General features: G+C 65.4%; 22 protein-coding genes. 13 read left to right on the plus strand and 9 right to left on the minus strand.

Annotated features, from left to right (window positions below; genetic code table 11):
- The first annotated feature begins 47 nt into the window (after window positions 1–47).
- Together J2R78_RS21315 and J2R78_RS21320 are read left to right on the plus strand one after the other, a co-directional pair.
- A complete protein-coding gene (locus J2R78_RS21315; RefSeq protein WP_375167049.1) occupies window positions 48–899 on the plus strand; it encodes a LysR substrate-binding domain-containing protein in 852 nt (283 codons plus the stop codon).
- A 121-nt stretch (window positions 900–1020) separates the two neighbouring features.
- Entirely contained in the window at window positions 1021–1209 is a 189-nt protein-coding gene (locus J2R78_RS21320) for a putative motility protein (RefSeq protein WP_069280209.1), read from the plus strand.
- Here the strand turns inward: J2R78_RS21320 and J2R78_RS21325 are convergent, their stop codons facing one another.
- The gene (locus tag J2R78_RS21325; RefSeq protein ID WP_225162776.1) at window positions 1210–1890 is read right to left on the minus strand and encodes a TlpA disulfide reductase family protein; all 681 of its coding nucleotides are present in this window, start codon (window positions 1888–1890) and stop codon (window positions 1210–1212) included.
- 126 nt (window positions 1891–2016) lie between these two features.
- Here J2R78_RS21325 and argH point away from each other — a divergent pair, with 126 nt between their 5' ends.
- The 3 genes from argH (at window position 2017) to lysA (ending at window position 5058) form a co-directional block, all read left to right on the plus strand.
- Window positions 2017–3414: an argininosuccinate lyase gene (argH, locus tag J2R78_RS21330; RefSeq protein ID WP_253606644.1), complete on the plus strand. Its 1398-nt coding sequence runs from the start codon at window positions 2017–2019 to the stop codon at window positions 3412–3414.
- A 92-nt stretch (window positions 3415–3506) separates the two neighbouring features.
- A complete protein-coding gene (locus J2R78_RS21335; protein ID WP_057017758.1) occupies window positions 3507–3776 on the plus strand; it encodes a lipoprotein in 270 nt (89 codons plus the stop codon).
- A 16-nt stretch (window positions 3777–3792) separates the two neighbouring features.
- Window positions 3793–5058 carry a diaminopimelate decarboxylase gene (gene lysA / locus J2R78_RS21340; protein ID WP_253606645.1) on the plus strand — a complete coding sequence of 422 codons (1266 nt, stop codon included), beginning with the start codon at window positions 3793–3795 and terminating at the stop codon, window positions 5056–5058.
- A gap of 95 nt (window positions 5059–5153) precedes the next feature.
- On the opposite strand, the gene J2R78_RS21345 is transcribed toward lysA, so the two are convergent.
- Window positions 5154–6065: an NAD(P)-dependent oxidoreductase gene (locus tag J2R78_RS21345; RefSeq protein WP_253588807.1), complete on the minus strand. Its 912-nt coding sequence runs from the start codon at window positions 6063–6065 to the stop codon at window positions 5154–5156.
- Window positions 6066–6263: 198 nt separating this feature from the next.
- On the minus strand, window positions 6264–6647 hold the full coding sequence (locus J2R78_RS21350; RefSeq protein ID WP_018268955.1) for a carboxymuconolactone decarboxylase family protein: 384 nt from the start codon (window positions 6645–6647) through the stop codon (window positions 6264–6266).
- Window positions 6648–6819: 172 nt separating this feature from the next.
- Between J2R78_RS21350 and J2R78_RS21355 the strand changes: the two genes are divergently transcribed.
- From J2R78_RS21355 to J2R78_RS21370, 4 genes are all read left to right on the plus strand, one after another.
- On the plus strand, window positions 6820–9438 hold the full coding sequence (locus J2R78_RS21355; RefSeq protein ID WP_168857835.1) for a TIGR02302 family protein: 2619 nt from the start codon (window positions 6820–6822) through the stop codon (window positions 9436–9438).
- A 397-nt stretch (window positions 9439–9835) separates the two neighbouring features.
- The gene (locus J2R78_RS21360) at window positions 9836–11071 is read left to right on the plus strand and encodes a pilus assembly protein TadG-related protein (RefSeq protein ID WP_253606648.1); all 1236 of its coding nucleotides are present in this window, start codon (window positions 9836–9838) and stop codon (window positions 11069–11071) included.
- A gap of 74 nt (window positions 11072–11145) precedes the next feature.
- Window positions 11146–11586 carry a TadE/TadG family type IV pilus assembly protein gene (locus tag J2R78_RS21365; protein ID WP_141340959.1) on the plus strand — a complete coding sequence of 147 codons (441 nt, stop codon included), beginning with the start codon at window positions 11146–11148 and terminating at the stop codon, window positions 11584–11586.
- The gene (locus J2R78_RS21370; RefSeq protein ID WP_225164603.1) at window positions 11583–11960 is read left to right on the plus strand and encodes a TadE/TadG family type IV pilus assembly protein; all 378 of its coding nucleotides are present in this window, start codon (window positions 11583–11585) and stop codon (window positions 11958–11960) included. Before J2R78_RS21365 ends, J2R78_RS21370 begins: the two co-directional genes overlap by 4 nt.
- 171 nt (window positions 11961–12131) lie before the next feature.
- Here J2R78_RS21370 and J2R78_RS21375 read toward each other — a convergent pair whose 3' ends face one another.
- A complete protein-coding gene (locus J2R78_RS21375; RefSeq protein WP_016845302.1) occupies window positions 12132–12509 on the minus strand; it encodes a response regulator in 378 nt (125 codons plus the stop codon).
- Between the two features lie 37 nt (window positions 12510–12546).
- On the minus strand, window positions 12547–13413 hold the full coding sequence (locus J2R78_RS21380; RefSeq protein ID WP_253606650.1) for an MJ0042-type zinc finger domain-containing protein: 867 nt from the start codon (window positions 13411–13413) through the stop codon (window positions 12547–12549).
- A gap of 181 nt (window positions 13414–13594) precedes the next feature.
- Between J2R78_RS21380 and ftsE the strand changes: the two genes are divergently transcribed.
- The 4 genes from ftsE to J2R78_RS21400 all read left to right on the plus strand — a co-directional run bounded on the left by ftsE (window position 13595) and on the right by J2R78_RS21400 (window position 16978).
- Complete coding sequence (gene ftsE, locus J2R78_RS21385) at window positions 13595–14254, plus strand: cell division ATP-binding protein FtsE (protein WP_016845305.1); 660 nt, start codon at window positions 13595–13597, stop codon at window positions 14252–14254.
- Window positions 14247–15218, plus strand: coding sequence for an ABC transporter permease (locus tag J2R78_RS21390; RefSeq protein ID WP_253606651.1), 972 nt, complete (start codon window positions 14247–14249; stop codon window positions 15216–15218). Before ftsE ends, J2R78_RS21390 begins: the two co-directional genes overlap by 8 nt.
- Window positions 15219–15381: 163 nt before the next feature.
- Window positions 15382–16092, plus strand: a complete 711-nt coding sequence (locus J2R78_RS21395; RefSeq protein ID WP_092080555.1) for a YdcF family protein — start codon at window positions 15382–15384, stop codon at window positions 16090–16092.
- Window positions 16093–16210: 118 nt separating this feature from the next.
- Window positions 16211–16978, plus strand: a complete 768-nt coding sequence (locus J2R78_RS21400) for a 1-acyl-sn-glycerol-3-phosphate acyltransferase (RefSeq protein WP_253606653.1) — start codon at window positions 16211–16213, stop codon at window positions 16976–16978.
- Between the two features lie 230 nt (window positions 16979–17208).
- Here the strand turns inward: J2R78_RS21400 and J2R78_RS21405 are convergent, their stop codons facing one another.
- The 4 genes from J2R78_RS21405 to J2R78_RS21420 form a co-directional block, all read right to left on the minus strand.
- The gene (locus tag J2R78_RS21405; protein ID WP_253606655.1) at window positions 17209–18432 is read right to left on the minus strand and encodes an ABC transporter substrate-binding protein; all 1224 of its coding nucleotides are present in this window, start codon (window positions 18430–18432) and stop codon (window positions 17209–17211) included.
- Between the two features lie 161 nt (window positions 18433–18593).
- Window positions 18594–20075, minus strand: coding sequence for an aldehyde dehydrogenase (locus tag J2R78_RS21410; RefSeq protein ID WP_253606657.1), 1482 nt, complete (start codon window positions 20073–20075; stop codon window positions 18594–18596).
- Between the two features lie 107 nt (window positions 20076–20182).
- Complete coding sequence (locus J2R78_RS21415) at window positions 20183–20653, minus strand: peroxiredoxin (protein ID WP_253606658.1); 471 nt, start codon at window positions 20651–20653, stop codon at window positions 20183–20185.
- 56 nt (window positions 20654–20709) lie between these two features.
- Window positions 20710–24012: an efflux RND transporter permease subunit gene (locus J2R78_RS21420; RefSeq protein ID WP_253606660.1), complete on the minus strand. Its 3303-nt coding sequence runs from the start codon at window positions 24010–24012 to the stop codon at window positions 20710–20712.
- Window positions 24013–24014 lie beyond the last annotated feature (2 nt).

A 24014-nucleotide genomic window follows, 5' to 3' on the forward strand; every position in this document is an offset into this window, starting at 1 on the left:
ACGGTATGATAAAGCATTTCAATGATTTCATATTTAAATGAATGACCATGAAGGCGCTCGACCTCGAGGCGGTCCAGGCGTTCGTCCTGGTGGCCGATCTCAGCAGCTTCACGCGCGCGGCGCAGGCGATGGAGACCACACAGTCCGCGGTCAGCCTGAAGATCAGGCGTCTGGAAGACGGCCTCGGCCGGCGGTTGCTGGAGCGAACGCCGCGGCTGGTTCGGCTGTCAGCTGAAGGTGCCGCCTTCCTCGGCGCCGCGCGCAATCTAGTGGCCGCGCATCAATCGGCGATCAGCTCGTTTGCCGTCGAGCATCGGCGGCTGGTCGTCGGCATCAGCCACCACATCGTCGGCTCGGAACTCGCCTCGCTGCTGAAGCGGATGAACAGCACCGATCCCGGGCTGGTGATCCAGCTGCACGTCGACACGTCGCGTTCGGTGCTTAGCGCATTCGACGACGGCAGGCTCGATGCTGCGATCGTGCTCCGCCACGACGCCAAGCGCCGCGATGGCGACGTGCTGTTCGAAGAGCCGTTCGGCTGGATGGCCGCGCCTGATTTTCACCATCGGCCGGGCGAGCCGTTGCGCCTCGCGACGCAAGCCGAGCCGTGCAGCGTGCGTGCCATGGCGGTTGAAGCGCTCGACGCCGCCGGCATCGCCTGGACCGAGGCGTTCGTCGGCGGCGGGCTGTCGACGATCGGAGCTGCGATCTCCGCAGGCCTTGCGGTCGCAGCGCTGGCGCGCCGCGTCGCGCCCGCGGATACCGTCGACCTCGGGCCAAAGCTTGGCCTGCCGCCACTGCCGTCTCGCGACGTCATGCTTCACTCAAAACTGTCCGATGCGCGGACACGGCAAGCGCTGCGCACCCTCGGCGCGGCCTTCGCGGCGAACACGGCCTGAGACGCGGATCATCGCGCTAGCGGGAATTTCGAGGCCGATGCGTCAGCCTGACGCGGCCATCGATTACCCAAGCATTAACTTTCGCGCGTTACCTCAAACCCCAGTTTTGGGAGTGCCGCGTATGGACATGATGAGCATGGTCACCAGCATCCTGTCGATGCAGCAGGGCAATCTGCAGGGTGAGATCGCGACCCGCGTGACCAAGCAGAACCTCGACGCCGAGAAGTTCGCGGTTCAGACCCTGCTCGGCACGCCCTCCACCGCGAATTTGTCGCCTGGCATCGGCGACAACCTCAACGCCGTCGCCTGATCAGAACCCGGCTGCGGCTGGCTGCAGCGCGGCCTTCACCAGCTTGATCGCGTCGTCGCTCGCCCATTCGGCGGGACCGGCGATATTGGCGATTTCGCAGCCCTTGCCGTCGACCAGCACCGAGGTCGGCATGCCCAGCGCCTTGCCTATGTTCTTAAGGTCTTGAAAAACCTTGGCTTTCTGATCCGAAAAATAGCCGAGATTGGTCAGGTTGGCCTCTTTCAGGAAGTTTTTCGGCTTGTCCGGGTCGCGGGTGTCGATGTTGATCGCGACCACCTCGAAATCCTTGCCGCCGAGCTTGGTCTGCAGGCTGTCGAGCGCCGGCATTTCCTTGCGGCAGGGCACGCACCAGGTCGCCCACAAATTGACCAGCACGGTCTTGCCGCGCCAGTCCGAGAGCTTCTTCGGCTGGCCGTTAGCATCCTCGAAGGTGAGGTCGGGCAGCATCAAGGGGGTGGTCGCCATGGTCAGCGCCGCGACCTCGCCATGGGCAAGCGGGGCGATCTTCTTCGCAAGAGCCACCGCGCTGTTGCAGGCGATATCGCCGCCAGCGGGATGCTTGAGGCTGGAGACCCCGACATAGCCGATCACGGCCCCGGCCAGCACGGCGCCGATCACCAGCGGGATACGCCACTTGGCGGTCGGCCTGGCGGTCGGATTGGATGGGGTCGTCTCGGGCATATCGTTTGTCATCCTGGGTCGATGTGGCTAAGCAGTGCCGGGAATACGACCGGAACTGCGGTGCTGTTTCGCCGCCTCCGGCCATGAAACCGCAAGGCTGAAATACGAATTCGTGAGCGAGATGTCATGAGCAACAAGATGTGGGGCGGCCGATTCTCGGAACGTCCCGACGCGATCATGGAGGAAATCAACGTCTCCATCGACGTCGATCGTCACCTTTATGCCCAGGACATTGCCGCGTCCAAGGCCCACGCCGCGATGCTCGCCGCGCAGGGCATCATCACGTCCGCTGATGCGAAAAATATCGGCAAAGGTCTAGACACGATTTTGTCAGAGATCGGCAAGGGCGATTTCGATTTCAAGCGCGCGCTCGAGGACATTCATATGAATGTCGAGTCGCGGCTGTCCGAATTGATCGGGCCCGCGGCGGGCCGGCTGCACACCGCGCGCTCCCGCAACGACCAGGTCGCGACCGATTTCCGGCTTTATGTCCGCGACACCATCGATGAGACCAATGCGGCGCTGGCCGCGTTCCAGCAGGCGCTGGTCGCCCGCGCGCTGGAGCATGCCGGCACGGTGATGCCGGGCTTCACCCATCTGCAGACCGCGCAGCCCGTGACCTTCGGTCATCATCTCCTGGCCTATGTCGAGATGGCCGGCCGCGACCGCGGCCGCTTTGCCGACGCGCGCAAGCGGCTGAACGAATCGCCGCTGGGAGCGGCCGCGCTCGCCGGCACCTCGTTTCCGATCGACCGCGCCACGACCGCGAAGGCGCTCGGCTTCGATCGTCCGATGGCCAATTCGCTCGACGCGGTGTCCGACCGCGATTTCGTGCTGGAGACGCTGTCGGCGGCGGCGATCTGCGCGGTGCATATGTCGCGCTTCGCCGAGGAGATCGTGATCTGGACCTCGCCCTTGGTCGGCCTCGTCAAGCTCAGCGACAAGTTCACCACCGGCTCGTCGATCATGCCGCAGAAGCGCAATCCGGACGCGGCCGAGCTGGTCCGTGCCAAGACCGGCCGCGTGATCGGCGCGCTCACCGCGCTGCTGATCGTGATGAAGGGCCTGCCGCTCGCCTATCAAAAGGACATGCAGGAGGACAAGCAGGGCGCGATGGAGGCTTTCGAGGCGCTGTCACTGGCAATTCGCGCCATGACAGGCATGGTCGAGGACCTGGTGCCGGACGAAGCAAAGATGAAGGCCGCCGCCGGCGAGGGCTACGCCACCGCCACCGATCTTGCCGACTGGCTGGTGCGCACCCTGAAAATACCGTTCCGTGACGCCCACCACGTTACCGGGCGCATCGTCGGCCTGGCATCGAAGCAGGGTGTGGCGCTGCACGAGCTGCCGCTCAAGGCCATGCAGGAGGTCGAGCCGAAGATCACGGCCGACGCGCTGAGGGTGCTCAGCGTCGAATCCTCTGTGCAGAGCCGGACCTCGTTTGGCGGCACGGCGCCGAAGAATGTGATGGCGCAGGCCAAGGCCTGGGCCAAGCGGCTGGAAAAAGAGCGAAAATTGGGCTGAACCGGAAAATTTGGCCGTGATTTCATGACGCTCCGCCTCTCGCCAGAGCACGCCAATGTTTGTATGGTGCCGCCCGAATTGGGGAATTCGTCGTGATTAGCAAGAACCGCCTGACCCCCTCGGGATGGGCCATCATTGTGCTGGGCGTATCCGCGCTGGCGCTCGGCGGCTGCGGCCGTAAGGGACCGCTCGACCTGCCGCCGACCGCGAACGTCGCGCCGGGCGCGGCACCGAGCGACACTGAGAGCGAGCGGGCGGCGCAGCCCAGCGTGTTCAATCCGACCTATGGCTCGGAGGCCGCGCCGGCCGCGCCGCGAGGCAATAAACGGCCCTTCCTCCTCGATCCGCTGCTCGGCAATTAGTATTTAAAAGCGTGTCATGAACCATTTCGACTATCGCAACGGCGTGCTGCATGCCGAGGCGGTCAATCTCATTGAGCTGGCGGAGGCCGTCGGCACGCCGTTCTATTGCTATTCGACCGCGACGCTGGAGCGCCACTACCGCGTCTTCACCGAAGCCTTCGCCGGCGAGAAGGCGCTGGTCTGCTACGCCATGAAGGCGAACTCCAACCAGTCGGTGCTGCGCACGCTGGCCAAGCTCGGCGCAGGCGCCGACGTGGTGTCCGGCGGCGAGTTGAAGCGGGCTCTGGCGGCCGGGATTCCGCCCTCGAAGATCGTGTTCTCCGGGGTCGGCAAGACCGAGGGCGAGCTGCGCGCCGCGCTTGCCACCGACATCCTCTGCATCAATATCGAGTCCGAGCCGGAGCTCGAGATGCTGTCGCGTCTCGCGGTCGAGATGAAGAAGACGGCCCGCATCTCGGTGCGGGTCAATCCCGATGTCGATGCCGGCACCCACGCCAAGATCTCGACCGGCAAGTCGGAGAACAAGTTCGGCATTCCGATCGCTCGCGCCCGCGAGGTCTATGCCCGCGCGGCAAAGCTGCCGGGCGTCAAGGTCACTGGTACCGACGTGCATATCGGCAGCCAGATCACCGATCTCGGCCCGCTGGAGGTCGCTTTCCGGCTGCTCGCCGAATTCGTGCAGACGCTGCGCGCCGACGGCCACGACATCTCGCATATCGATTTCGGCGGCGGCCTCGGCATCCCCTATTACATGGATCGCGCCGCGCCGCCGGCGCCGGATGCCTATGCGGCGATGGTCAAGCGCGTCACGCACAATCTCGGCTGCACGCTGATGTTCGAGCCGGGCCGCATGATCGTCGGCAATGCCGGCATCCTCGTCACCCGCGTGATCCATGTGAAGCCGGGCGATGCCAAGAACTTCGTCATCATCGACGCCGCGATGAACGACCTGATCCGGCCGACCCTGTATGAAGCGCATCACGACATTCTGCCGGTGCGCCAGCCTGCGCCCGGCACCCCGACCATGGTCGCGGATGTGGTCGGCCCGGTCTGCGAGACCGGCGACTATCTCGCGCTCGACCGCTCGCTGCCGCAGCCGAAGGCCGGCGATCTGCTGGCGATCATGACCGCCGGCGCCTACGGCGCGGTGCAGTCCGGCACCTACAACACGCGGCCTCTGGTGCCCGAAGTGCTGGTCAAGGACGACCAGTACGCCGTGGTCCGCCCGCGCATCGACGTCGATGCCCTGATCGCGATGGACAGGCCCGCGCCGTGGCTGTGATCTTGTAGGATGGGTAGAGCGCAGCGAAACCCATCATCTCGCTGCGCGGACGCAATCGATGGGTTTCGCTTCGCTCTACCCATCCTACTCAGTCGTTACTTCGCGGCGTGCGCGCCGCCCTTGCCGCCGCCGACGATCACGCCCGCGGCCTTCTCGATCGGCTTGATCGCCGCGGTGAAGTCCGACTCCGGTCCCTCGTCGCGGATGATGACTTCCCAGAGCCGGCCGACCGCTTCGGCGACTTCCATCGACAGCCCGAGCGCGCGCATCTCCTCGACGGCGAGCCGCACGTCCTTCACCATCAAGCCGGTGGCGAAGCCGAAGTCGAAGCTGCGCGGCAACACCGAGCGCGGAAACTTGTCGCGGCTCGCGGTGTTCAGCCCGGAGCCGGCATTGATGACGTCGATCATCACGGCCGGATCGAGCCCGGACTTGACGCCCATCACAACAGCCTCCGAGGTCGCCACCATCGCGGTCGCCGACAGGAAGTTGTTGGCGAGCTTCATGGTCTGGCCGGAGCCCGGCTTGGTGCCGATGAAGAACACCTTGCCGATGACGTCGAGCGCGCCCTTCACCAGTTCGAAATCGGCGCGCGGGCCCGACACCATCACTGCCAGCGTGCCCTTCTCGGCGCCGGCGACGCCGCCGGAGACCGGGCTGTCGATCTGCACGATGTTCTTCTTGGCCAACAGCTCGTGGATCTTCACCGCCATCCGCGAGCCGACGGTGGAGAGGTCGATGAAGCGTTTGACGCGCGTGCCCTCGATCACGCCGCCCGCGCCGGTCGCGACCTCGAGTGAGGCCTGCAGCGAGGGCAGGCTCGCCATCACGGTCTCGACGCGGTCGGCGATGTCCTTGGGCGAGGTTGCGGCCACCGCGCCGAGTGCGACCAGCCTGTCGAGCGCGTCCTTGCTGGTGTCGAACACGGTGAGCTTGTGGCCGGCCTCGATCAGCCGGCGCGCCATCGGGAAGCCCATCTTCCCGAGGCCGATGAATCCGATTTCCATGAGTCGTTTCCTCTATGTCGTTATGTGCGATATGCGCGCCTCCCACACGATGTCGTCCCTGCGAAAGCAGGGACCCATAACCCCAGGACTAAGTTGTTTGGTGCAGTCGGGGCCACAGCCGTCGTAACCACGACGAGCTGTGGTTATGGGTCCCGGCTCGCGCTTCGCTTGGCCGGGACGACAACGAGTGGAGCTCGCTCACGCCTTGTTGTCGAGTTCGGCGAACACCTCGCGCGCGATGCGGAAGCTGTCGACGCCGGCGGGGATGCCGGCATAGATCGAGACCTGCATGAAGATCTCGCGGATTTCGTCGCGGGATACGCCGTTGGTCAGCGCGCCCTTGATGTGGGCCTTCAATTCGTGCGGCCGGTTCAGGATCGAGATCATGGCGAGGTTGAGCATGCTGCGGGTCTTGCGCGGCAGTTCCTCGCGGCCCCAGACCGCGCCCCAACAATATTCGGTGACGAGTTCCTGGAATGGCTTGTTGAAGCTGTCCGAATTCTTCAGCGCATTGTTGACATAGGCTTCGCCCAGCACCGCCTTGCGGATTTCGAGCCCCTTGTCGTGCGTTTTTTGGTCCATATCGCGTTCCTCATGCGTTAATGCGATGGTTCGGCCGGGACGTTACGGGGTCGAACCGCCGCAGTCACGCCTTCGTGTTATGCGTATTTCCCGGTGTGGGTTACTGCCTGGAACGGGTGCCTCAAAGCCGCCGCCGTGCTAGGCTGACCTGCCGGCTACCCCGGAGATTTTATTGAGCGGAGCCAACATCGACCCCTCTGACCCGTCACGCGCCGTCCGCGACAGCGATGCGATCGCGCGGCTGAAACTGACAGAGGCTCTGCAGCGGGCAAGGTTCGCGATTGGGTGGGAACGGGCCTGGCCGCATCTGGCCCGGTTCCTGACGGTCGCAGGATTGTTCCTGGTCGCGTCCTGGGCCGGGCTGTGGCTGGTGCTGCCGTTTGTCGCACGCGTGGCCGGCGCCGGCCTGTTCGCGATTGCCGCGCTCGCGGCGCTGTCGCCGCTGGTGCGCTTCCGCTGGCCGAGCCGCGAGGAGGGCCTGAGCCGGCTCGACCGCGGCGCCGGCATTCGCCATCGTCCGGCGACCACGCTCTCCGACACGCTCACCAACAAGGACCCGTTTGCGCTGGCGCTGTGGCAGGCGCAGCGCGAGCGCACGCTGGCCTCGATCAAGCGCATCCGCGCCGGGCTGCCGCGGCCGCGCGTGTCGCTGCACGACCCCTGGGCGCTGCGCGCGCTGGTCATCGTGATGCTGGTCGCGAGCTATGTCGCCGCCGGCGACGAGCGCGGCCTGCGGGTCGCCTCCGCATTCGACTGGAACGGCATCATGGCGCCGGCCAATGTCCGGGTCGATGCCTGGGTGACGCCGCCCAACTACACCGGCAAGCCGCCGATCATTCTGTCGAACGCCAATAAGGACGCCAACGCGGCGGACACCACCCCGCTCGCGGTTCCGGCCGGCAGCACGCTCCTGGTGCGCTCCAGCGGCGGCAGCATCGACGTCGTCGTCGGTGGCGGTGTTACCGAGGTCGCGCCGGACGGGCAGGCGCCCAAGGGCACCAACGAGCGGCATTTCAAGATCACTGGCGACGGCACCGCGCATGTCCGCGCGCCGGCCGGCCAGCCGCAATGGAAGTTCACTGCGACGCCGGACCGCCCGCCGTCGATTGCGCTCGCCAAGGATCCGGAGCGGCAGGCGCGCGGCGCGCTGCAGATGTCCTACCGGCTCGAGGACGACTACGGCGTCAGCGAAGCGCGCGCGCAATTCGCAGTGCGGCCGACCGATGCGCCGAAGGAGGCTGACGGCAAGAAGGATGCCGACGGCAAGGCGGCGCAGCCGCGACCGCTGTTCGAGCCGCCGCAATTCGCGCTGGTGCTGCCGAATGCGCGCACCCGCAACGGCGTCGGCCAGACCGTGAAGGACCTCAGTGAGGATCCCTATGCCGGCGCCGACGTGACCTTGACGCTGACGGCCAAGGACGAGGCCGGCAATGAGGGCAAGAGCGAGCCGTTCAACATGCGGCTGCCGGAGCGCCTGTTCACCAAGCCGCTGGCGCGCGCGCTGATCGAGCAGCGCCGTATCCTGGCGCTCGACGCCAATCAGAACGGCCAGGTGTTCGCCGCGCTCGAGGCGCTGATGATCGCGCCCGAAATGTTCATGCCGGAGACCGGCTATTACCTTGGCCTGCACACCGTGAGCCGGCAGCTCGAGGCGGCGCGCACCGACGACCAATTGCGCGAGGTGGTCGCCAGCCTGTGGTCGCTCGCCGTCACCATCGAGGACGGCAACATCTCGGACGTCGACAAGGCGCTGCGTGCGGCGCAGGACGCGCTCAAGCAGGCGCTCGAGCGCGGCGCGACCGACGAGGAGATCAAGAAGCTCACCGACAATCTGCGCGCCGCGCTGGACAATTTCCTCCGCCAGATGGTCGAGCAGTTCCGCAACAATCCGCAGCAGCTCGCCCGGCCGCTCGATCCCAATGCCAAGGTGCTGAGCCAGCAGGATCTCAAGAACATGCTCGATCGCATGGAGCGGCTGTCACGCTCCGGCGACAAGGATGCGGCGCGGCAGCTGCTCGAGCAGATGCAGCAGATGCTGGAAAACCTGCAAATGGCGCAGCCCAATCAGGGCGACGACGACATGCAGCAGTCGCTCAACGAGCTCGGCGACATGATCCGCAAGCAGCAGCAATTGCGCGACAAGACCTTCAAGCAGGGCCAGGATTCCCGCCGCGACCGCATGCGCGGCAAGCAGGGCGAGCAGTCGATGGGCGACCTGCAGCAGGACCAGCAGGCGCTGCGCGATCGCCTGAAGAAGCTGCAGGAAGAGCTCGCCAAGCGCGGCATGGGACCGGACCAGCGCGGCCAGAAGGGCCAGAAAGGCCAGGGTCAGAAGGGCGACCAGGCGCAGCCGGGCGATCAAGGCGGCGACCAGGGCGATGACGGCGATGACGGGCTCGACCAGGCCGATTCCGCGATGGGCGATGCCTCCGGGCGGCTCGGCGAGGGCAATGCCGACGGCGCGGTGGATTCGCAGGGCCGTGCGCTGGATGCGCTGCGCAAGGGCGCCCAGAGCCTCGCCGACGCGATGCAGCAGGGCGATGGCGACCAGCCGGGCGACAGCCCCGGCAACCGCGCCGGCCGCCAGCAGAGCGGCGGCAACCAGACCGATCCGCTCGGCCGCCCGTTGCACGGTCGGGAATTCGGCGACGACTACACGGTGAAGATCCCCGGCGAGATCGACGTGCAGCGCGTCCGCCGCATCCTCGAAGAGCTGCGCCGCCGCCTCGCCGATCCGTCGCGGCCGCAGATCGAGCTCGACTACATCGAGCGGCTGCTGAAGGATTATTGAGCGCCTCGTCCTTCGACTGTCGTCATCCGTGAAAGCTCGTGCCTACTCACGAGACATCGGCGCTTGAATCGAACGGCCACGGCGACCTGTATGCCGCGCTTCCACTGGAATGACGCGGAATATGCACGACGGTCGTAAGCCTGCAGACGTCAGCTTCTGCGGGCTACGCGCCCCGCGTTCCAATCGGGTGCGATCGGGACCGGGTGTCGTCCGCCCGTTTCGCACAATTTTCCTAAAATTGTCGGGTTCCCGTTGGTGCGCATTTAAGTCGCTTGCGTCACCTTACTTCGGAAAATTGGCAAGCGTCTCAGGAGAGCACATGAGGCACAGCCGTTTATTCATTGCATCGTCATACCGGCCATTGGGTATTACTCGCCGGCACCAACATCAGACCAGCTTGGTTCGACAATTCGTTCGAGACCAGTCGGGCAGCTATGTGATCATTTCAGCGCTGCTCATGCCGGTCCTGGTCGGCACGGCAGGGCTCGGTACCGAGGTGGGATGGTGGTACTACAAACATAAGAACATGCAGAGTGCCGCCGACTCCGGCGCGGTAAGCGCCGCAACGGCGGCAAGTGCAGGCGCCGACCTTTTGTCCGAAGCCAATGCGGTCACGGCAAACTACGGTTACGCGAACGGGGCGAACAACGTCACGGTCACGGTGAATCAACCGCCGAAGACCGGCAGTCAGACGTCGAACCTGCAGGCGGTCGAAGTCATCGTGAGCCAACCGCAACAGCGGTTGCTGTCAGCCTTGTTCGGCTCGGCCCCGGTGCCGGTCACCGCGCGCGCGGTCGCGCTGCCGAATTCCGGGACGGGCTGCGTGCTTGCGCTCAACGCCAGCGCCAGTCCCGCGGTCAACGTGAGCGGCGGCAACCAGCTCAACCTGATCAAGTGCAACCTTTACAGCAACTCGGGTGCAAGCCCATCGCTCAACGTGGCCGGCAGCGCGACGGTCGCCGCCAATCAGGTCGGCGTCGTCGGCGACGTTTCCGGCACCAGCAACATCACCGCCACCAACGGCGTCAAGACGCATATGAAGCCAACGGCTGACCCGTATGCGAACGTCTCTCCGCCGTCGAAGCCGAGCTGTACGAACGCCAAGATTACGGTCAATTCCAACGGAAAGACGAATTCTCTCAGCCCCGGCTGCTACTCGGGCAGCATTACGGTGAATGCCGGCGCAACGCTGAACCTCGATCCGGGCATCTATTACCTGGACGGCTCGAACCTGAGCGTCGCGGGCAACGCCACCATCACGGGCAGCGGCGTGACCCTGGTCTTTACGGGCTCGGGAAGCAAGTGGGGCACGGCTTCGATCGGCAGCAACGCGATCGTCGATCTGACGGCGCCGACCTCCGGCTCCACGAAGGGCATCGTCATGTATGGCGACCGCAACATGCCGGCCGGGACTACCTTTAATCTCACGGGTGGTGCCACCCAGAACTTCGGCGGCGCCATCTACCTGCCGAAGGCCGACCTCAGCTTCGGCGGTGGTAACGGCACAAGCACATCATGCACCAAGATCATCGCGGACACGCTGACGTTCAGCGGCACGTCGAACCTTCAGGTCAATTGTTCGGCGCTCGGCACCGCGACGATAGGCACGCAAACCGCGCAACTCATCGAGTGAGGTTGGCCCCGATGCAAATCCAGAGATCCTCATCCAACAGCCGTGGTCGATTGGTTTTCTCTCTGACGCGGCTTGTGCGCACCGCCGTTCACGACAGGGGCGGCGTCGCGGCCATCGAATTCGGCATCATGATCCCGTTGTTGTCCCTGATGGTCGTCTCGGTAACCGACATCGGACTCGCGCTCTATCGCAAGATGCAGGTCGAGAATGCCGCGCAGGCGGGAGCGCAATACGCCATCGTGCGCGGCTTTGACGAGACTGGCGTCACCAGCGCCGTAACAGCCGCCACGAATTCCACAGCCATCAATGCTTCGCCCAAGCCGTACCAGTTTTGCGGGTGCCCGACCAGTTCGGGGGTCAGCACCGTCAGTTGCGGTGCGGTCTGCCCCAGCGGCGCGCAGGCCGGAACATATGCCATGGTTTCGGCGCAAGGGACCTACTACACGCTGATCAATTATCAGATTGTGGCGGCCACCTACACCTATAGCGCCCAGTCCACTGCGAGGCTGCAGTGAAACTCACACCGCTATGGCGGGACAATCGAGGGGCCTCCGCGCTGGAATTCGCCCTGACCGCTCCCGTGTTCTTCCTGTTCATATTTGGCATCATCGAATTCGGACTGCTGTTCTGGACCCAGCTCGGGCTGCAGCACGGCACGGAAATGGCGGCGCGTTGCGCGACCGTCAACAGCACGCTCTGTCCAAGCGGGAGCGCCATCACGAATTACGCCGCGCAGCAGGCGTTCGGCCTCACGCTCCCGGCGCAGACATTCACCTATTCCACGTCAGCCTGCGGCAACGTGGTCAGCGCGAGTTATGCATTTCAATTTGCGCAATTTCTCAATCTATCCCCGGTGACGCTGACCGCCCGGGCATGCTTTCCGAGTTGAGCTCGTAACCCTAGTGTCCCGAATCCGAAGTTCGCATCATTGGCCGCACCTTCGGAGCGAACTTCGGATTCGATAAGGACACTAGCAAACTTATGATTCTAGTGTGCTTTATGAATGCGAAGTTCGTGAAAGTGGCTGCCGCGAAATCGCACGAACTTCGCATTCAGCACACTAGCCGGCCTTCCGCGCCGCCAGCGCGTCCGCGACTGCGGTGCGGATATCGGCCACCGAGAACGGTTTCGTCACCACGTCATGCACGATCGCCTCGAGGCCGGAGGCGCGTTCGCGCTGATGGGCGAAGCCGGTCATCAGCAGGATCTTCAGCGCAGGGAAGTCGCGCGCCGCGGTCAGCGCCAGCGCGATGCCATCCATCACGGGCATCTGGATGTCGGTGAGCAGAAGGTCGAACGCGCCTTCGTCGCGCGTCAGCACCTCCAGCGCCTCGGCGCCGTCCTGCGCGGTCACGGTTTCGTGGCCGTCCATGGCGATGGCGCGCGCCACCAGCGAGCGCATCGAGTCTTCGTCGTCGGCGATCAGAACACGCGTCATGGTGATTGGTCGGTTCCCGATGGAGTTGGCCGGCGGCTCACGCGCGGCCGCCGGTGAGATCACGCTTGTTGAAGAAGCGTACGTCGATATTGCGGCCTTCGGGCGGCGGCGAGGCGAGGCGCGACTTGAAGAAGGCCCGCTCGCCGGGATTGAGCACCGGCTGCTCCAGCACGGCGTTCCAGGCATAGATTTCGGCGCCCTGGGCGTCGCGGACCGAGAAGCGCAGCCGCGGCAATTCGACCGGCTTCCTGGTCTGGCCGACGATCATGCCCTCGATCACCAGCACCGGCTTGCCGTCCACGGTCTCGTTGGTGATCTTGAGATCCTTGAAGGCGAGCCCGCGCAAATTCACGTCGAGCCCGGCCATCTTGTAGAACAGCGCGGTCTGCGGCAGCAGCCGCACCACGTCGTTGCGCCAGACGAACAGCGCGATGATCAGCGCGGCCATGGCGCCGCAGGTGGTCGGCAGGGCACCGATCACCGGCATGAACGGAATTCGGGGCAGGGCGGGCAGGCGGAACAGGCGGGGAAACCGGGGCAGGCGGAAGCGGCCCCTGGTTCCCGCGTCCCCGGCGTCGGCATGGGCCGCGGCATCCGCCTCGGCTAGCGCCGGCCATTCCGTGGCGGCGTCGCTGCCCTCGGCGGGCAAATCGGCCGAAATCGAGGGGCTCTCGACCATCGGGGTCGCGTCAGCCTCCTCCCGGCCCATGGCCTCCCATTCGGCGGCGAGGTCGGATCCGGCGGACTGATAGGCCAGAGTGGGCGCGGTCGCCCCGATGGCGTCCTCCGGCCGGGCCAGCCAGACCTCCCGGCAGCGGGAACAACGGACGGTGCGTCCGGTCTCGCCAAGGGTGGCCGGATTGATTGCGTAGGATGTTGTACAATGCGGGCAAACAATATGCATGGAGGCCGAATCTCCACCGTGTGGATGCCCGGATGCTACTTAGCGACCGTTAACGAATCGGAAACCATAACCGAAGCACAAGCTTTCTGTGCGGTTCGCGGGCGCTCGGCCGGGGTTCGGGCCGTCTTCGCCGTCGGTGTGGGGTATTGGGCCATCGGCCCTCTCGAACGGAGCTAGCGCATTGGTTCGGTTCGAAAATGTCGGTCTGCGCTACGGGCTCGGCCCGGAGATTTTGCGCGACCTCTCGTTCATGATCCCGGCGCACTCGTTCCAGTTCCTCACCGGGCCGTCGGGCGCGGGCAAGACCTCGCTGCTGCGGCTGTTGTTCCTGTCGTTGCGGCCGACCCGCGGGCTGGTCAATCTGTTCGGCAAGGACGTCTCGCTGCTGAGCAAGGATCAGGTCGCCGACCTGCGCAAGCGGATCGGCATCGTGCTGCAGGATTTTCGCCTGCTCGATCACATGACCACCTATGAGAACGTCGCGCTGCCGTTCCGCGTGATGGGCCGCGAGGAATCGAGCTATCGTCGCGAGGTGATCGATCTCTTGAAATGGGTCGGCCTCGGCGAGCGCATGGATGCGCTGCCGCCGATCCTGTCGGGCGGCGAGAAGCAGCGCGCCGCGATCGCGCGCGCGGTGATCTCGCGGCCGCAACTGCTGTTGGCGGACGAGCCGACCGGCAGCGTCGATCCGACGCTCGGGCGCCGCCTGCTGCGGCTGTTCATCGAGCTCAACAAATCCGGCACCGCGGTCATCATCGCGACCCACGACATCACGCTGATGGATCAATACGAGGCGCGGCGGCTGGTGCTGCATCAGGGACGGCTGCACATCTATGAATAGGAGCGGCGACGAGAAAGTGTCGTTGGTCGATCTCGGGCGCGAACGCCCGCAGGTCCCGGCCACCGCGCGCAACATGTCGCCGATCGTGCCGCGCGCCTCGATCTCGGGTCGTGCACTGGTCGCGGTTGTCGCGATCATGACCTTCCTCGCCTCGCTGACGACGGGCACCGTGTTGCTGGTCAGCGCCTCGGCCGCCGAATGGCAGTCGGAAGTGTCGAGCGAGATCACCATCCAGGTGCGCCCCTCGCCCGGCCGCGATCTCGATCGCGACGCGCAGGCCGCGGTGGAGGCGATGCGGGCGCAGCCCGGCATTCTCGAGGTCCGTCCGTTCAGCAAGGAGGAATCCGCCAAGCTGCTGGAGCCGTGGCTCGGCAGCGGGCTCTCGATCGACGAACTGCCGGTGCCGCGCGTCATCGTGGCGCGGGTGCAGCCTGGCACCACGCTCGATCTCGCCGGCTTACGCGCGCGGGTGACCCAGGCGGCGCCGACCGCAAGCGTCGACGATCACCGCGCCTGGATCGAGCGCATGCGCTCGATGACCGGCGCCACGACGTTCGCCGGCGTCGGCATCCTCATCCTCGTGATCATCGCAACCATCATCTCGGTGTCGTTCGCGACCCGCGGCGCGATGGCCGCCAACCGCCCGATCGTCGAGGTGCTGCATTTCGTCGGCGCCGGCGACAGCTTCATCGCCAACCGCTTCCTGCGCCATTTCCTTCGGCTCGGCCTCGAAGGCGGGCTGATCGGTGGCGGTGCGGCGATGCTGGCGTTCGGCTTCTCCGAGTCGATCGCCAACTGGTTCTCCGGCACGCCGGTGGGCGACCAGTTCGCGGCCCTGCTCGGCACGTTCTCGCTGCGCCCGTCCGGCTATCTGGTGCTGGCGATGCAGGCGGTGCTGATCGCGGCGATCACCGCGTGGGCATCGCGGCGCACCCTGTTTGCCACGCTCGACGACATCGACTGACGGCGCTGCGAAACTCGAAATCATGGCGCCGCCTTGTGATTGCATTTCGTCGCCCAAGTGTGAATTCGCGCGCATGCACGCGGCCCTGGTCCCGGGGAAAACCGGTTTCCACTTTTCCGGATCATGCTTTAAAATCACCCGGGGGGAAGGATAACCGCATCACATGAGTTTGCAGTCCGACGATACGTCGCCGAATGGCTTTGCCGCGCGCCCGCGCGGCTGGCTGCGCGCCGTCATCGTCGCGCCGCTGGCGCTTGCCTTCGTCGCCGCTGCGGTCGGCTTTGTCGGCTTCCTCTCGCAATTGCGCGGCGTCGAGACCGATCCGCCGCAAAATGCCGACGGCATCGTGGTGCTGACCGGCGGCTCGTCGCGGGTGTCCGACGCCATGGAACTGTTGGCCGCCGGCTACGGCAAGCGTTTGCTGATCTCGGGCGTACATCCGACCAACGACGCCAGCGACATTTCCCGCTCGGTGCCGGACAGCAAGGGGCTGATGAGCTGTTGCGTCGATCTCGACCGCTCGGCGCTCAACACCCGCAGCAACGCGGCGGAGACGCGGCGCTGGGCGCGCGAGCGCGGCTTCAAGTCGCTGATCGTGGTGACCTCGAACTACCACATGCCGCGGGCGATCGTGGAACTGTCACATGCGATGCCCGACGTGACGCTGATCCCGTTCGCCGTGGTCGGCGACAAATGGCGCGACGAGCCGTGGTGGACGAGTGGCGCGACGTTCCGTCTCTTGCTATCGGAATACGCCAAATATGTCGCCGCGGAGATGCGGGTGCGGCTGGCCGATCTCGGCCTCGACCTGACCTCCGATCTCGCCGAGCCGGCTGCCGCGCCACGCCGCCCGGCGACGGCGCAGGCGAATTGATGTATCAGGCACCGTCATTCCGGAATGGTGCGCCAGCACCATATCCGGAATCTCGAGATTCCGGGTTCGCTTCGCGCCCCGGAATGACTGATGATTTCACAGAGGATAGTCGTTGAGCATGACTTCGATCTTCCTGCGCTCGCTGATCTTCAACGTGCTGTTCTATCTCGTGCTGGTGGTGCTCTGCATCATCGCGCTGCCGGCGCTGCTGTTGCCGCGGGGGGCGTTGATGGCGCTCGAAGTCGCGTGGGCCAACACCAGCCTGTTCCTGATGCGCGTGATCTGCAACATCAGGATCGAGTTTCGCGGGATCGAGAAGATTCCGAGCGGGCCGCTGGTCGTCGCCTCGAAGCACCAGTCGTTCTGGGAGACGTTTGCGCTGGTGCGCTTCTTCGAGCATCCGCTGTTCATCCTGAAGCGCGAGTTGATGATGATCCCGGTGTTCGGCTGGTACCTCAAGAAGGTCGGCATGATCTCGGTCGAGCGCGGCGGCGGCCCGCGCTCGCTGATCAAGACGCTGAAGCGCGCCGCGGCCGAGGTGAAGCTCGGCCGGCAGCTTGTGATCTTCCCGGAAGGCACCCGTACCGCACCAGGGGCGCCGCCGAACTACAAGGCCGGCGTCGCGCAGATCTATGCCGAGAGCGGCGTGCCGTGCCTGCCGATCGCGCTCAATTCCGGGCTGTTCTGGCCGCGCCGCACCTTCATGCGCTATCCGGGGACGCTGGTGGTCGAAATCCTCGATCCGCTGCCGCCGGGATTGCCGCGCGACGAATTCATGGCCCGCCTGCGCGACCAGATCGAAACCGCCACCACCCGCATCGTCGAGGCCGGCCGCGCCGAGCAGGCGAAATTGTTCGGCGGTGTGCCGAACGCGGCGAAAGGGTAGGCGCAGCACAAGCCCTGGTGCGGTTGCTGCCGGGAATTTCGTGCCCGCGTTTCGTCGGTCCCTTCAGAAATCGTCATGCCCGGCTTGTCCCGGGCATCCACGTTTTTGGTTCGGCCTGAAGCAAGACGGTGGATGGCCGGGCACAGGCAAGCCGAAGCGATGCCGTCCTTCGGGCGGCTGCCCGGCTCATGACGATGCGGAGAGTTACCGTATCGCGAAAGGCGTCGCCATCACTGACCGGCCGCCGCGTCGGTGTTGAAGGTCTCGCCTTGCGGCACCCAACTCTTGCCGTCGAACGTTGCGATCTGCATCTGCGTGAACGGCGCATAGCGGTCCGGCCGCGTCGAGATAGCGATGCCGGGCAGCAGCAGCGGCGCGACCACCTTGTTGAGGTTGGTTGCCTGCTTCAGCAAATTCTCGCGCGTCAGATCATCGCCGCACATCTCGATGACCTTCACCGTCATATAGGCCGAGATGTAGCCGGTGACGTTGCTGCCGTCGGCGATGTCGCCTTGCGGATACCACTTCGCCAGGAAATCCTTGAACTCCTTCACGTCGGCCGCGTTCTCCCAGGTGGGATCGGTCGGGGTCTTGAACGCCAGCGCGGTCAACAATCCCTTTGAAGCTTCGATGCCGGCCGGCTCCATGACGCCCTTGATCGATGAGGAGACGCTGACCACGTAGTTCAGCGGTTTCCATCCGAGCTCGTAGACCTTGCGTATCGCCTGCGCGCCGAACTTGGGCGTCGCCATCGTGAACAGCGTGTCGGCGCCGGAGGCTTTCAGGGAGACGATCTGCGAATCGACCGTCGGATCGGAAACCTCGTAGGTCACTTCCTTCACGATCATCGTCTTCGCCTTGTCGCCGAGGCCATCCTTCAGCCCCTTGACGTAATCCTTTCCGGCATCATCGTTCTGGGAGAACACGCCGAGCTTCGCGTCGGGCTTGTTCTTCAACAGATATTTGGCGAAGATCATGCCCTCCATCTGGTAGGGCGGATAAAGCTGGGTGGTCCACGGGAAGTTCTTCGGGTCGTCCCATTTTGCCGCGCCCGTCGAAATGAAGATCTGCGGGACCTTCTTCTGGTTCAGATACTTCTGGATCGCTGAATTGGTCGGCGTGCCGATGGTGCCGATGATCGCCAGCACCTCGTCCTGTTCGACGAGGCGTCGCGTCTGCTCCACGGTCTTCGGCGGCGAATAGGCGTCGTCGAGTGAAATCAGCTTGATCTTTCGGCCGTTCACGCCGCCCTTCGCGTTGATCATCGCGTAGTAGGCCTCTTCGAGACGCCCCTGGGTGCCGTAGGCGGACGCCGGGCCGCTATAGGGCATGGTCTGGCCGATCTTCACCTCGGTATCGGTGACGCCGGGGCCGTATTTCTTGTCGGCGAGGGCAGGTTGGGCGGCGGCGAGCATGAGCGCGCAGAACACCGCGCGCGAGTAACGAAACGTCATGGCGAATCTCCCCAAATATCGGCCACACTCTTCGGTGTGTGCCGCAGGCACTCATGATCGCTGCTCCGCGCTGCACGTCAAGTGCGGCCGCTTGGCGCGCGGGTGCCGTCGTACCTCTGTCCGTCGGGAGAGGTGAAGTAAGCGATGTCAGTGCGGAAAACTCACCGCATCACGAACGGGTTCGCCGGCACGTCCGTCGCGGTCGAGATCCAGACGCTCTTGGTCTCCTGATACTCGCGGACCGCGTCGATGCCGCTTTCGCGGCCGACGCCGGAGTGCTTCATGCCGCCAAACGGCATCATGTAGCTGATGGCCCGGTAGGTGTTCACCCACACGGTGCCGGCGCGCAGTTGCTTCGGCACGCGGATGGCGCGCGCGAGATCCTTGGTCCAGATACCGGCGGCAAGGCCGTAGATCGTGTCGTTGGCGATCCGGATGGCGTCCTCCTCGGTGTCGAAAGAGATGATCGACAGCACCGGTCCGAACACCTCCTCGCGCGCGATCCGCATGGTGTTGTCGACGTCGGTGAAGATGGTCGGTTCGACGAACTGGCCGCCCTTGATGCCGTCGCCGGTGGCCGGCTTGCCGCCGAGCAGGCAGCGCGCGCCCTCGGCTTTCGCGATGTCGATATAGTCGAGCACCTTCTTGTACTGCGCCGGCGTCGTGATCGGGCCGACATTGGTGTCTGACTGCATGGGATCGCCGATCTTGGCGGACTTTGCCAGCTCCAGCACCCGCGCGACGAACTTCTCCTTGATCGAGCTCTGCACCAGAAGGCGCGACCCGGCGATGCAGGTCTGCCCCGTGGCGGCGAAGATGCCGGAGATCGCGCCGGCCGCGGCGGCGGTGAGGTCGGCGTCCTCGAACACGATGTTGGGCGACTTGCCGCCGAGCTCGAGCGAGACGCGCTTCAGGCTCTTGGCCGCGGTCTCGTAGACCTTTGCGCCGGTCGTGTCCGATCCGGTGAAGGTGATCTTGGCGACGCCCGGATGGGCGATCAGCGCGGAGCCGGCCTCGGGACCGAAGCCGGTCACCACGTTGAAGATGCCGTCGGGAATTCCGGCCTCCTTGGTCAGCGCGGCGAATTCCAGCGTGCTGGCCGAGGTGAATTCCGACGGCTTGACGACCACGGCGCAACCGGCGGCGAGCGCGGCGGCGCATTTCCAGGCGACGAACAGCAGCGGCGAATTCCAGGCGGTCAGCGCCGCGACCACGCCGACCGGCTCATGGGTCGTGTAGGCAAAGGTCTCCGCCTTGTCGATCGGCACCAGGCCGCCCTCGAGCTTGTCGACGAGCCCGCCGAAATACCACCACCACTCCGGATGGTAGCGCAACTGGCCGAGCATCTCGGCCATCAGCTTGCCGTTGTCGCGCACCTCGATCTCGGCAAGGCGCTCGGCATTGGCCGCGACGAGGTCGCCGAGCTTGCGCATCACCTTGCCGCGCGCGGAGGCCGTCATCTTCGCCCAGGGGCCGCGCCACATCGCCTCATTGGCGGCCTTCACCGCCTTGTCGGCGTCGGCGGCGGTGCCGCGCGGAATCTTTGCCCAGGCCTCGCCGCGATAGGGATCGATGCTGTCGAACCATTCGCCATTGGCGGGGTCGACATACTGGCCGTTGATGTAAAGCTGATAGGTTTTCATGACATCCTCCCGCAAGGCGATGGTTCTGGTTGGCGGAACGCTATCACGCATTGCGCGACGCCGTCATAACGCAGTCGCGTGAGCCGGGTTGCAGCCGGGGCGAGCCGCTATCGGCCATGCGGCGCGGCAAGCTCGGCCGCGATGATCGCGCCGAGCGCCATGTCGCTCTGCTGTCCGAAGCCATGATGCACGATGTTGCCGTCGCGGCCGATCAGGATGCTGGTCGGCGTTCCCTGCATGCCGTAGCGCTGCATGGTGACCGGGATCGGCGTGCCTTCGCCGGCCTCGTCGACGCCGATCGGGAAGGTCAGCCGGTACTCGTGGATGAAGGCTTCCAGCGACACCTCCGTCATCGCCGCGTGGTGCTCGAATACGGTGTGCAGCCCGATCACCTGCAGGTCGGAATGCTTGAACAGCTCGAACGCGCGCTGGGTCTGCGGCGTGCCGTGCGCGACGCAGCCGGGGCACAGCATCTGGAACGCGTGCAGCAGGACCGGCCGGCCGCGCAGCCCAGCCAGGGTCAGCGACTCGCTGGTGTTGAACCAGCGCGACGCGGCGATATCAGGTGCGAGAGCCACAGATCGGTTCCTTGCGTCCGCTCACGCGCAAGGTTGGCAACATCGATACCGGTCTGTCAACGACCGGCGGCGCTTGATGCCGCTGCCCGGCGTGCGCGGCGCGCGGCGCGGCGGCGCTGGGTCCACAGCCTCGCGCGGTCGAGATAGAGATAGACCACCGGCGTCGTGTAGAGCGTCAGGATCTGGCTCAGGATCAACCCGCCGAAGATCGCGGTGCCAAGCGGCTGACGCAGCTCGCTGCCTTCGCCGAGACCGATCATCAGCGGCACCGCGCCGAACAAGGCGGCGAGGGTCGTCATCATGATCGGGCGGAACCGCATCAGGCAGGCTTCGTAGATCGCATCGCGCGACGACAGCCCGCGCTGGCGCTCGGCATCGAGCGCGAAGTCGATCATCATGATGGCGTTCTTCTTCACGATGCCGACCAAGAGGATCACCCCGATCATGCCGATGATGTCGAAATCGGTGTGCGACAGCATCAAGGCCGCCACCGCGCCGACGCCTGCCGAGGGCAAAGTGGAGAGGATGGTCAGCGGGTGGATGTAGCTCTCGTAGAGCATGCCGAGCGAGATGTAGATCGTCGCCAGCGCGGCGAGGATCAGGAACAGCTCGTTCGCCAGCGCCTGCTGGAAGATTTTCGCGGAGCCCGCAAACCCGCCGGAAATGCCCGCGGGCATGCCGAGCGCGTGCATCGCGTTCTCGATCGTGGTGGTGGCCGTGCTCAGCGAGACGCCCGGCGGCAGGTTGAACGAGATGGTGCTGGAGACCAGGAGATCCTGATGATTGACGGAGAGCGGCGTCTCGCCGTGCTCGAAGCGCGCGACGCTCGACAGCGGGATCATGGTCTCCGCGCTGGTGGAGACCGCGGTACCGGTCGAGGCGACGCCCTTGCCGGTGGCACCGATCGAATTGGTGGCCTGGTTGCGCACCACATTGGCGGCGACCGCGCTGACCGAGCTTTTTTGCGAGGACGAGGCCACCGTGCCAGCCACCGCATTGGTGCTCTGCGTGCCGCTCGCCGAGCCGCCCGAGGTCGAGATATAGACCTCCTTCAGGGTTTGCGGGTCCTGCGAGAAGCGCGGCGCGACCTCCATGATCACATGATACTGGTTGCGCGCGACGAAGATGGTCGAGACCTGGCGCTGCCCGAACGCGTCATAGAGCGTGTTGTCGAGCTGGCTGACCGTGATGCCGAGCCGGGAGGCGGCGTCGCGATCGATGATCAGATTGGCTTGCAGCGCCTTGTTCTGCTGGTCGCTGTTGACGTCGGCGAGCGTCGGCTCCTTCTGCAATGCCGCGACGAGCTTTGGCGTCCACTCGTTCAGCTCCTCGAAGGTCGAGCCCTTCAGCGTGTACTGGTAAGCCGCGTTGCCCGAGCGCCCGCCGGCGCCGAGGTCGCCGATCGATTGCAGGAACAGCGTGGCGCCCGCGACGCTTGCCAATGGCTCGCGCAGCCGCTCGATCACCTTGTCGGCGCGCAGCCGGCGCTCGTCCATCGGCTTCAGCGAGGCGAACACGGTGCCGGTGTTGGTGCCGCCGGGACCCACGCCGCCGCCGCCGGTGAAGCCGACCGCGGTGTCGACCGCCGGATCCGACTTCACGATGTCGATGAACTGGGTCAGCTTCTGCTGCATCAGCTGGAACGAGGTGCTCTGGTCGGCCTGGATCGAGCCGACCAGCAATCCGGTGTCCTGCTGCGGCACGAAGCCCTTGGGCACCACCTTGTAGAGATGGAAGTTCAAATAGAGCGTCGAGCCGAGGATCAGCATCACCAGGAGCGGATGGCGCAGCGCGAGGCCGAGCGTTGCGCGGTAGCCGTTCAGCATCAGCTCGAAGATGCGTTCGCTGATCCGGTAGACCCGGCCATGCGGACGGCCCTCCTCCTTGCGCAGCAGCACCGCGCACATCATCGGCGTCGTGGTCAGCGAGACCACCAGCGAGATCACGATCGCGATCGTGATGGTCATGGCGAATTCGCGGAACAGGCGGCCGACCAGCCCGCCCATCAGCAGGATCGGCACGAACACCGCGATCAGCGACACGCTCATCGACAGCACCGTGAAGCCGACCTCGCGGGTGCCGACCAGCGTGGCCTCGAGCCGCGACAGCCCGGCGTCCATGTGGCGGGTGATGTTCTCTAGCACCACGATGGCGTCGTCGACCACGAAGCCGGTCGCCACCGTCAGCGCCATCAGCGAGAAGATGTCGAGCGTGTAGCCGAGTAGATACATCACGGCGAAGGTCGCGATCAGCGACACGCCGACCGCCACCACCGGCACCAGCGTGGCCCGCGCATTGCGCAGGAAGGCGAACACCACCAGGATCACCAGGGCCACCGCGATCAACAGCGTGATCTCGACGTCGTGCAGCGAGGCCCGGATCGTCTTCGAGCGGTCCATCGCGAGGGTGATGTCGACCGCGGGCGAGACCGAGGCCTTCAGCTGCGGCATCAGCCCCTTCACGGTGTCGACCATCTTGATGATGTTGGCGCCCGGCTGCCGGTACACGATCATCACGACTGCCGGCTTGCCGTTGGAAAGGCCGAGCGTGCGCACATTCTCCACGGAATCGATCACGTCGCCGACATCGGTCAGGCGCACCGCCGCGCCGTTGCGGTAGGCGACGACCAGCGGCCTGTAGTCGGCCGCCTTGCGGGCCTGGTCGTTGGCGTAGATCTGGTAGCGCTGGTTGCCGACGTCGATGCCGCCCTTCGGGCTGTGCGCATTGGCGCTTGAGAGCGCGGCGCGGACGTCCTCGAGCCCGATGCCGTATTTGTACAGCGCCGGCGGGATCAGCTCGACGCGCACCGCGGGCAGCGAGCCGCCGCCGACCGAGACTTCGCCGACGCCCTCGACCTGCGACAGCTTCTGCGCCAGCACGGTGGAGGCGGCGTCATAGAGCTCGGCCGGCGTCAACGTGTCCGAGGTCAAGGTGTAGATCAGGATCGGCGCCGAGGCCGGGTTGAACTTGCGGTAGGTCGGATTGGCGCGCAGATTGGTCGGCAGGTCGGCGCGCGCCGCGTTGATCGCCGCCTGCACGTCGCGCGCGGCGCCGTTGATGTCGCGGTCGATGTCGAACTGCAGCGTGATGCGCGCGGAGCCGAGCGAGGACACCGACGTCATTTCGGTGACGCTGGCGATCTGGCCGAGATGGCGCTCGAGCGGGCTTGCCACCGTGGAGGCGACGTCGGCCGGGCTGGCGCCGGGCAGCGTCGCCTGCACCATGATGGTCGGGATGTCGACGTCGGGCAGCGGCGACACCGGCAGCTTGAAGAACGCAATGATGCCCGCCACCACGAGGCCAAGCGACAGCAGCGTGGTGCCGACCGGCCGTCGGACAAAGGGGGCGGAGAGGTTCATCG

The organism is Bradyrhizobium sp. USDA 4538 (genome assembly GCF_024171045.1).
Classification (GTDB): domain Bacteria; phylum Pseudomonadota; class Alphaproteobacteria; order Rhizobiales; family Xanthobacteraceae; genus Bradyrhizobium; species Bradyrhizobium australafricanum.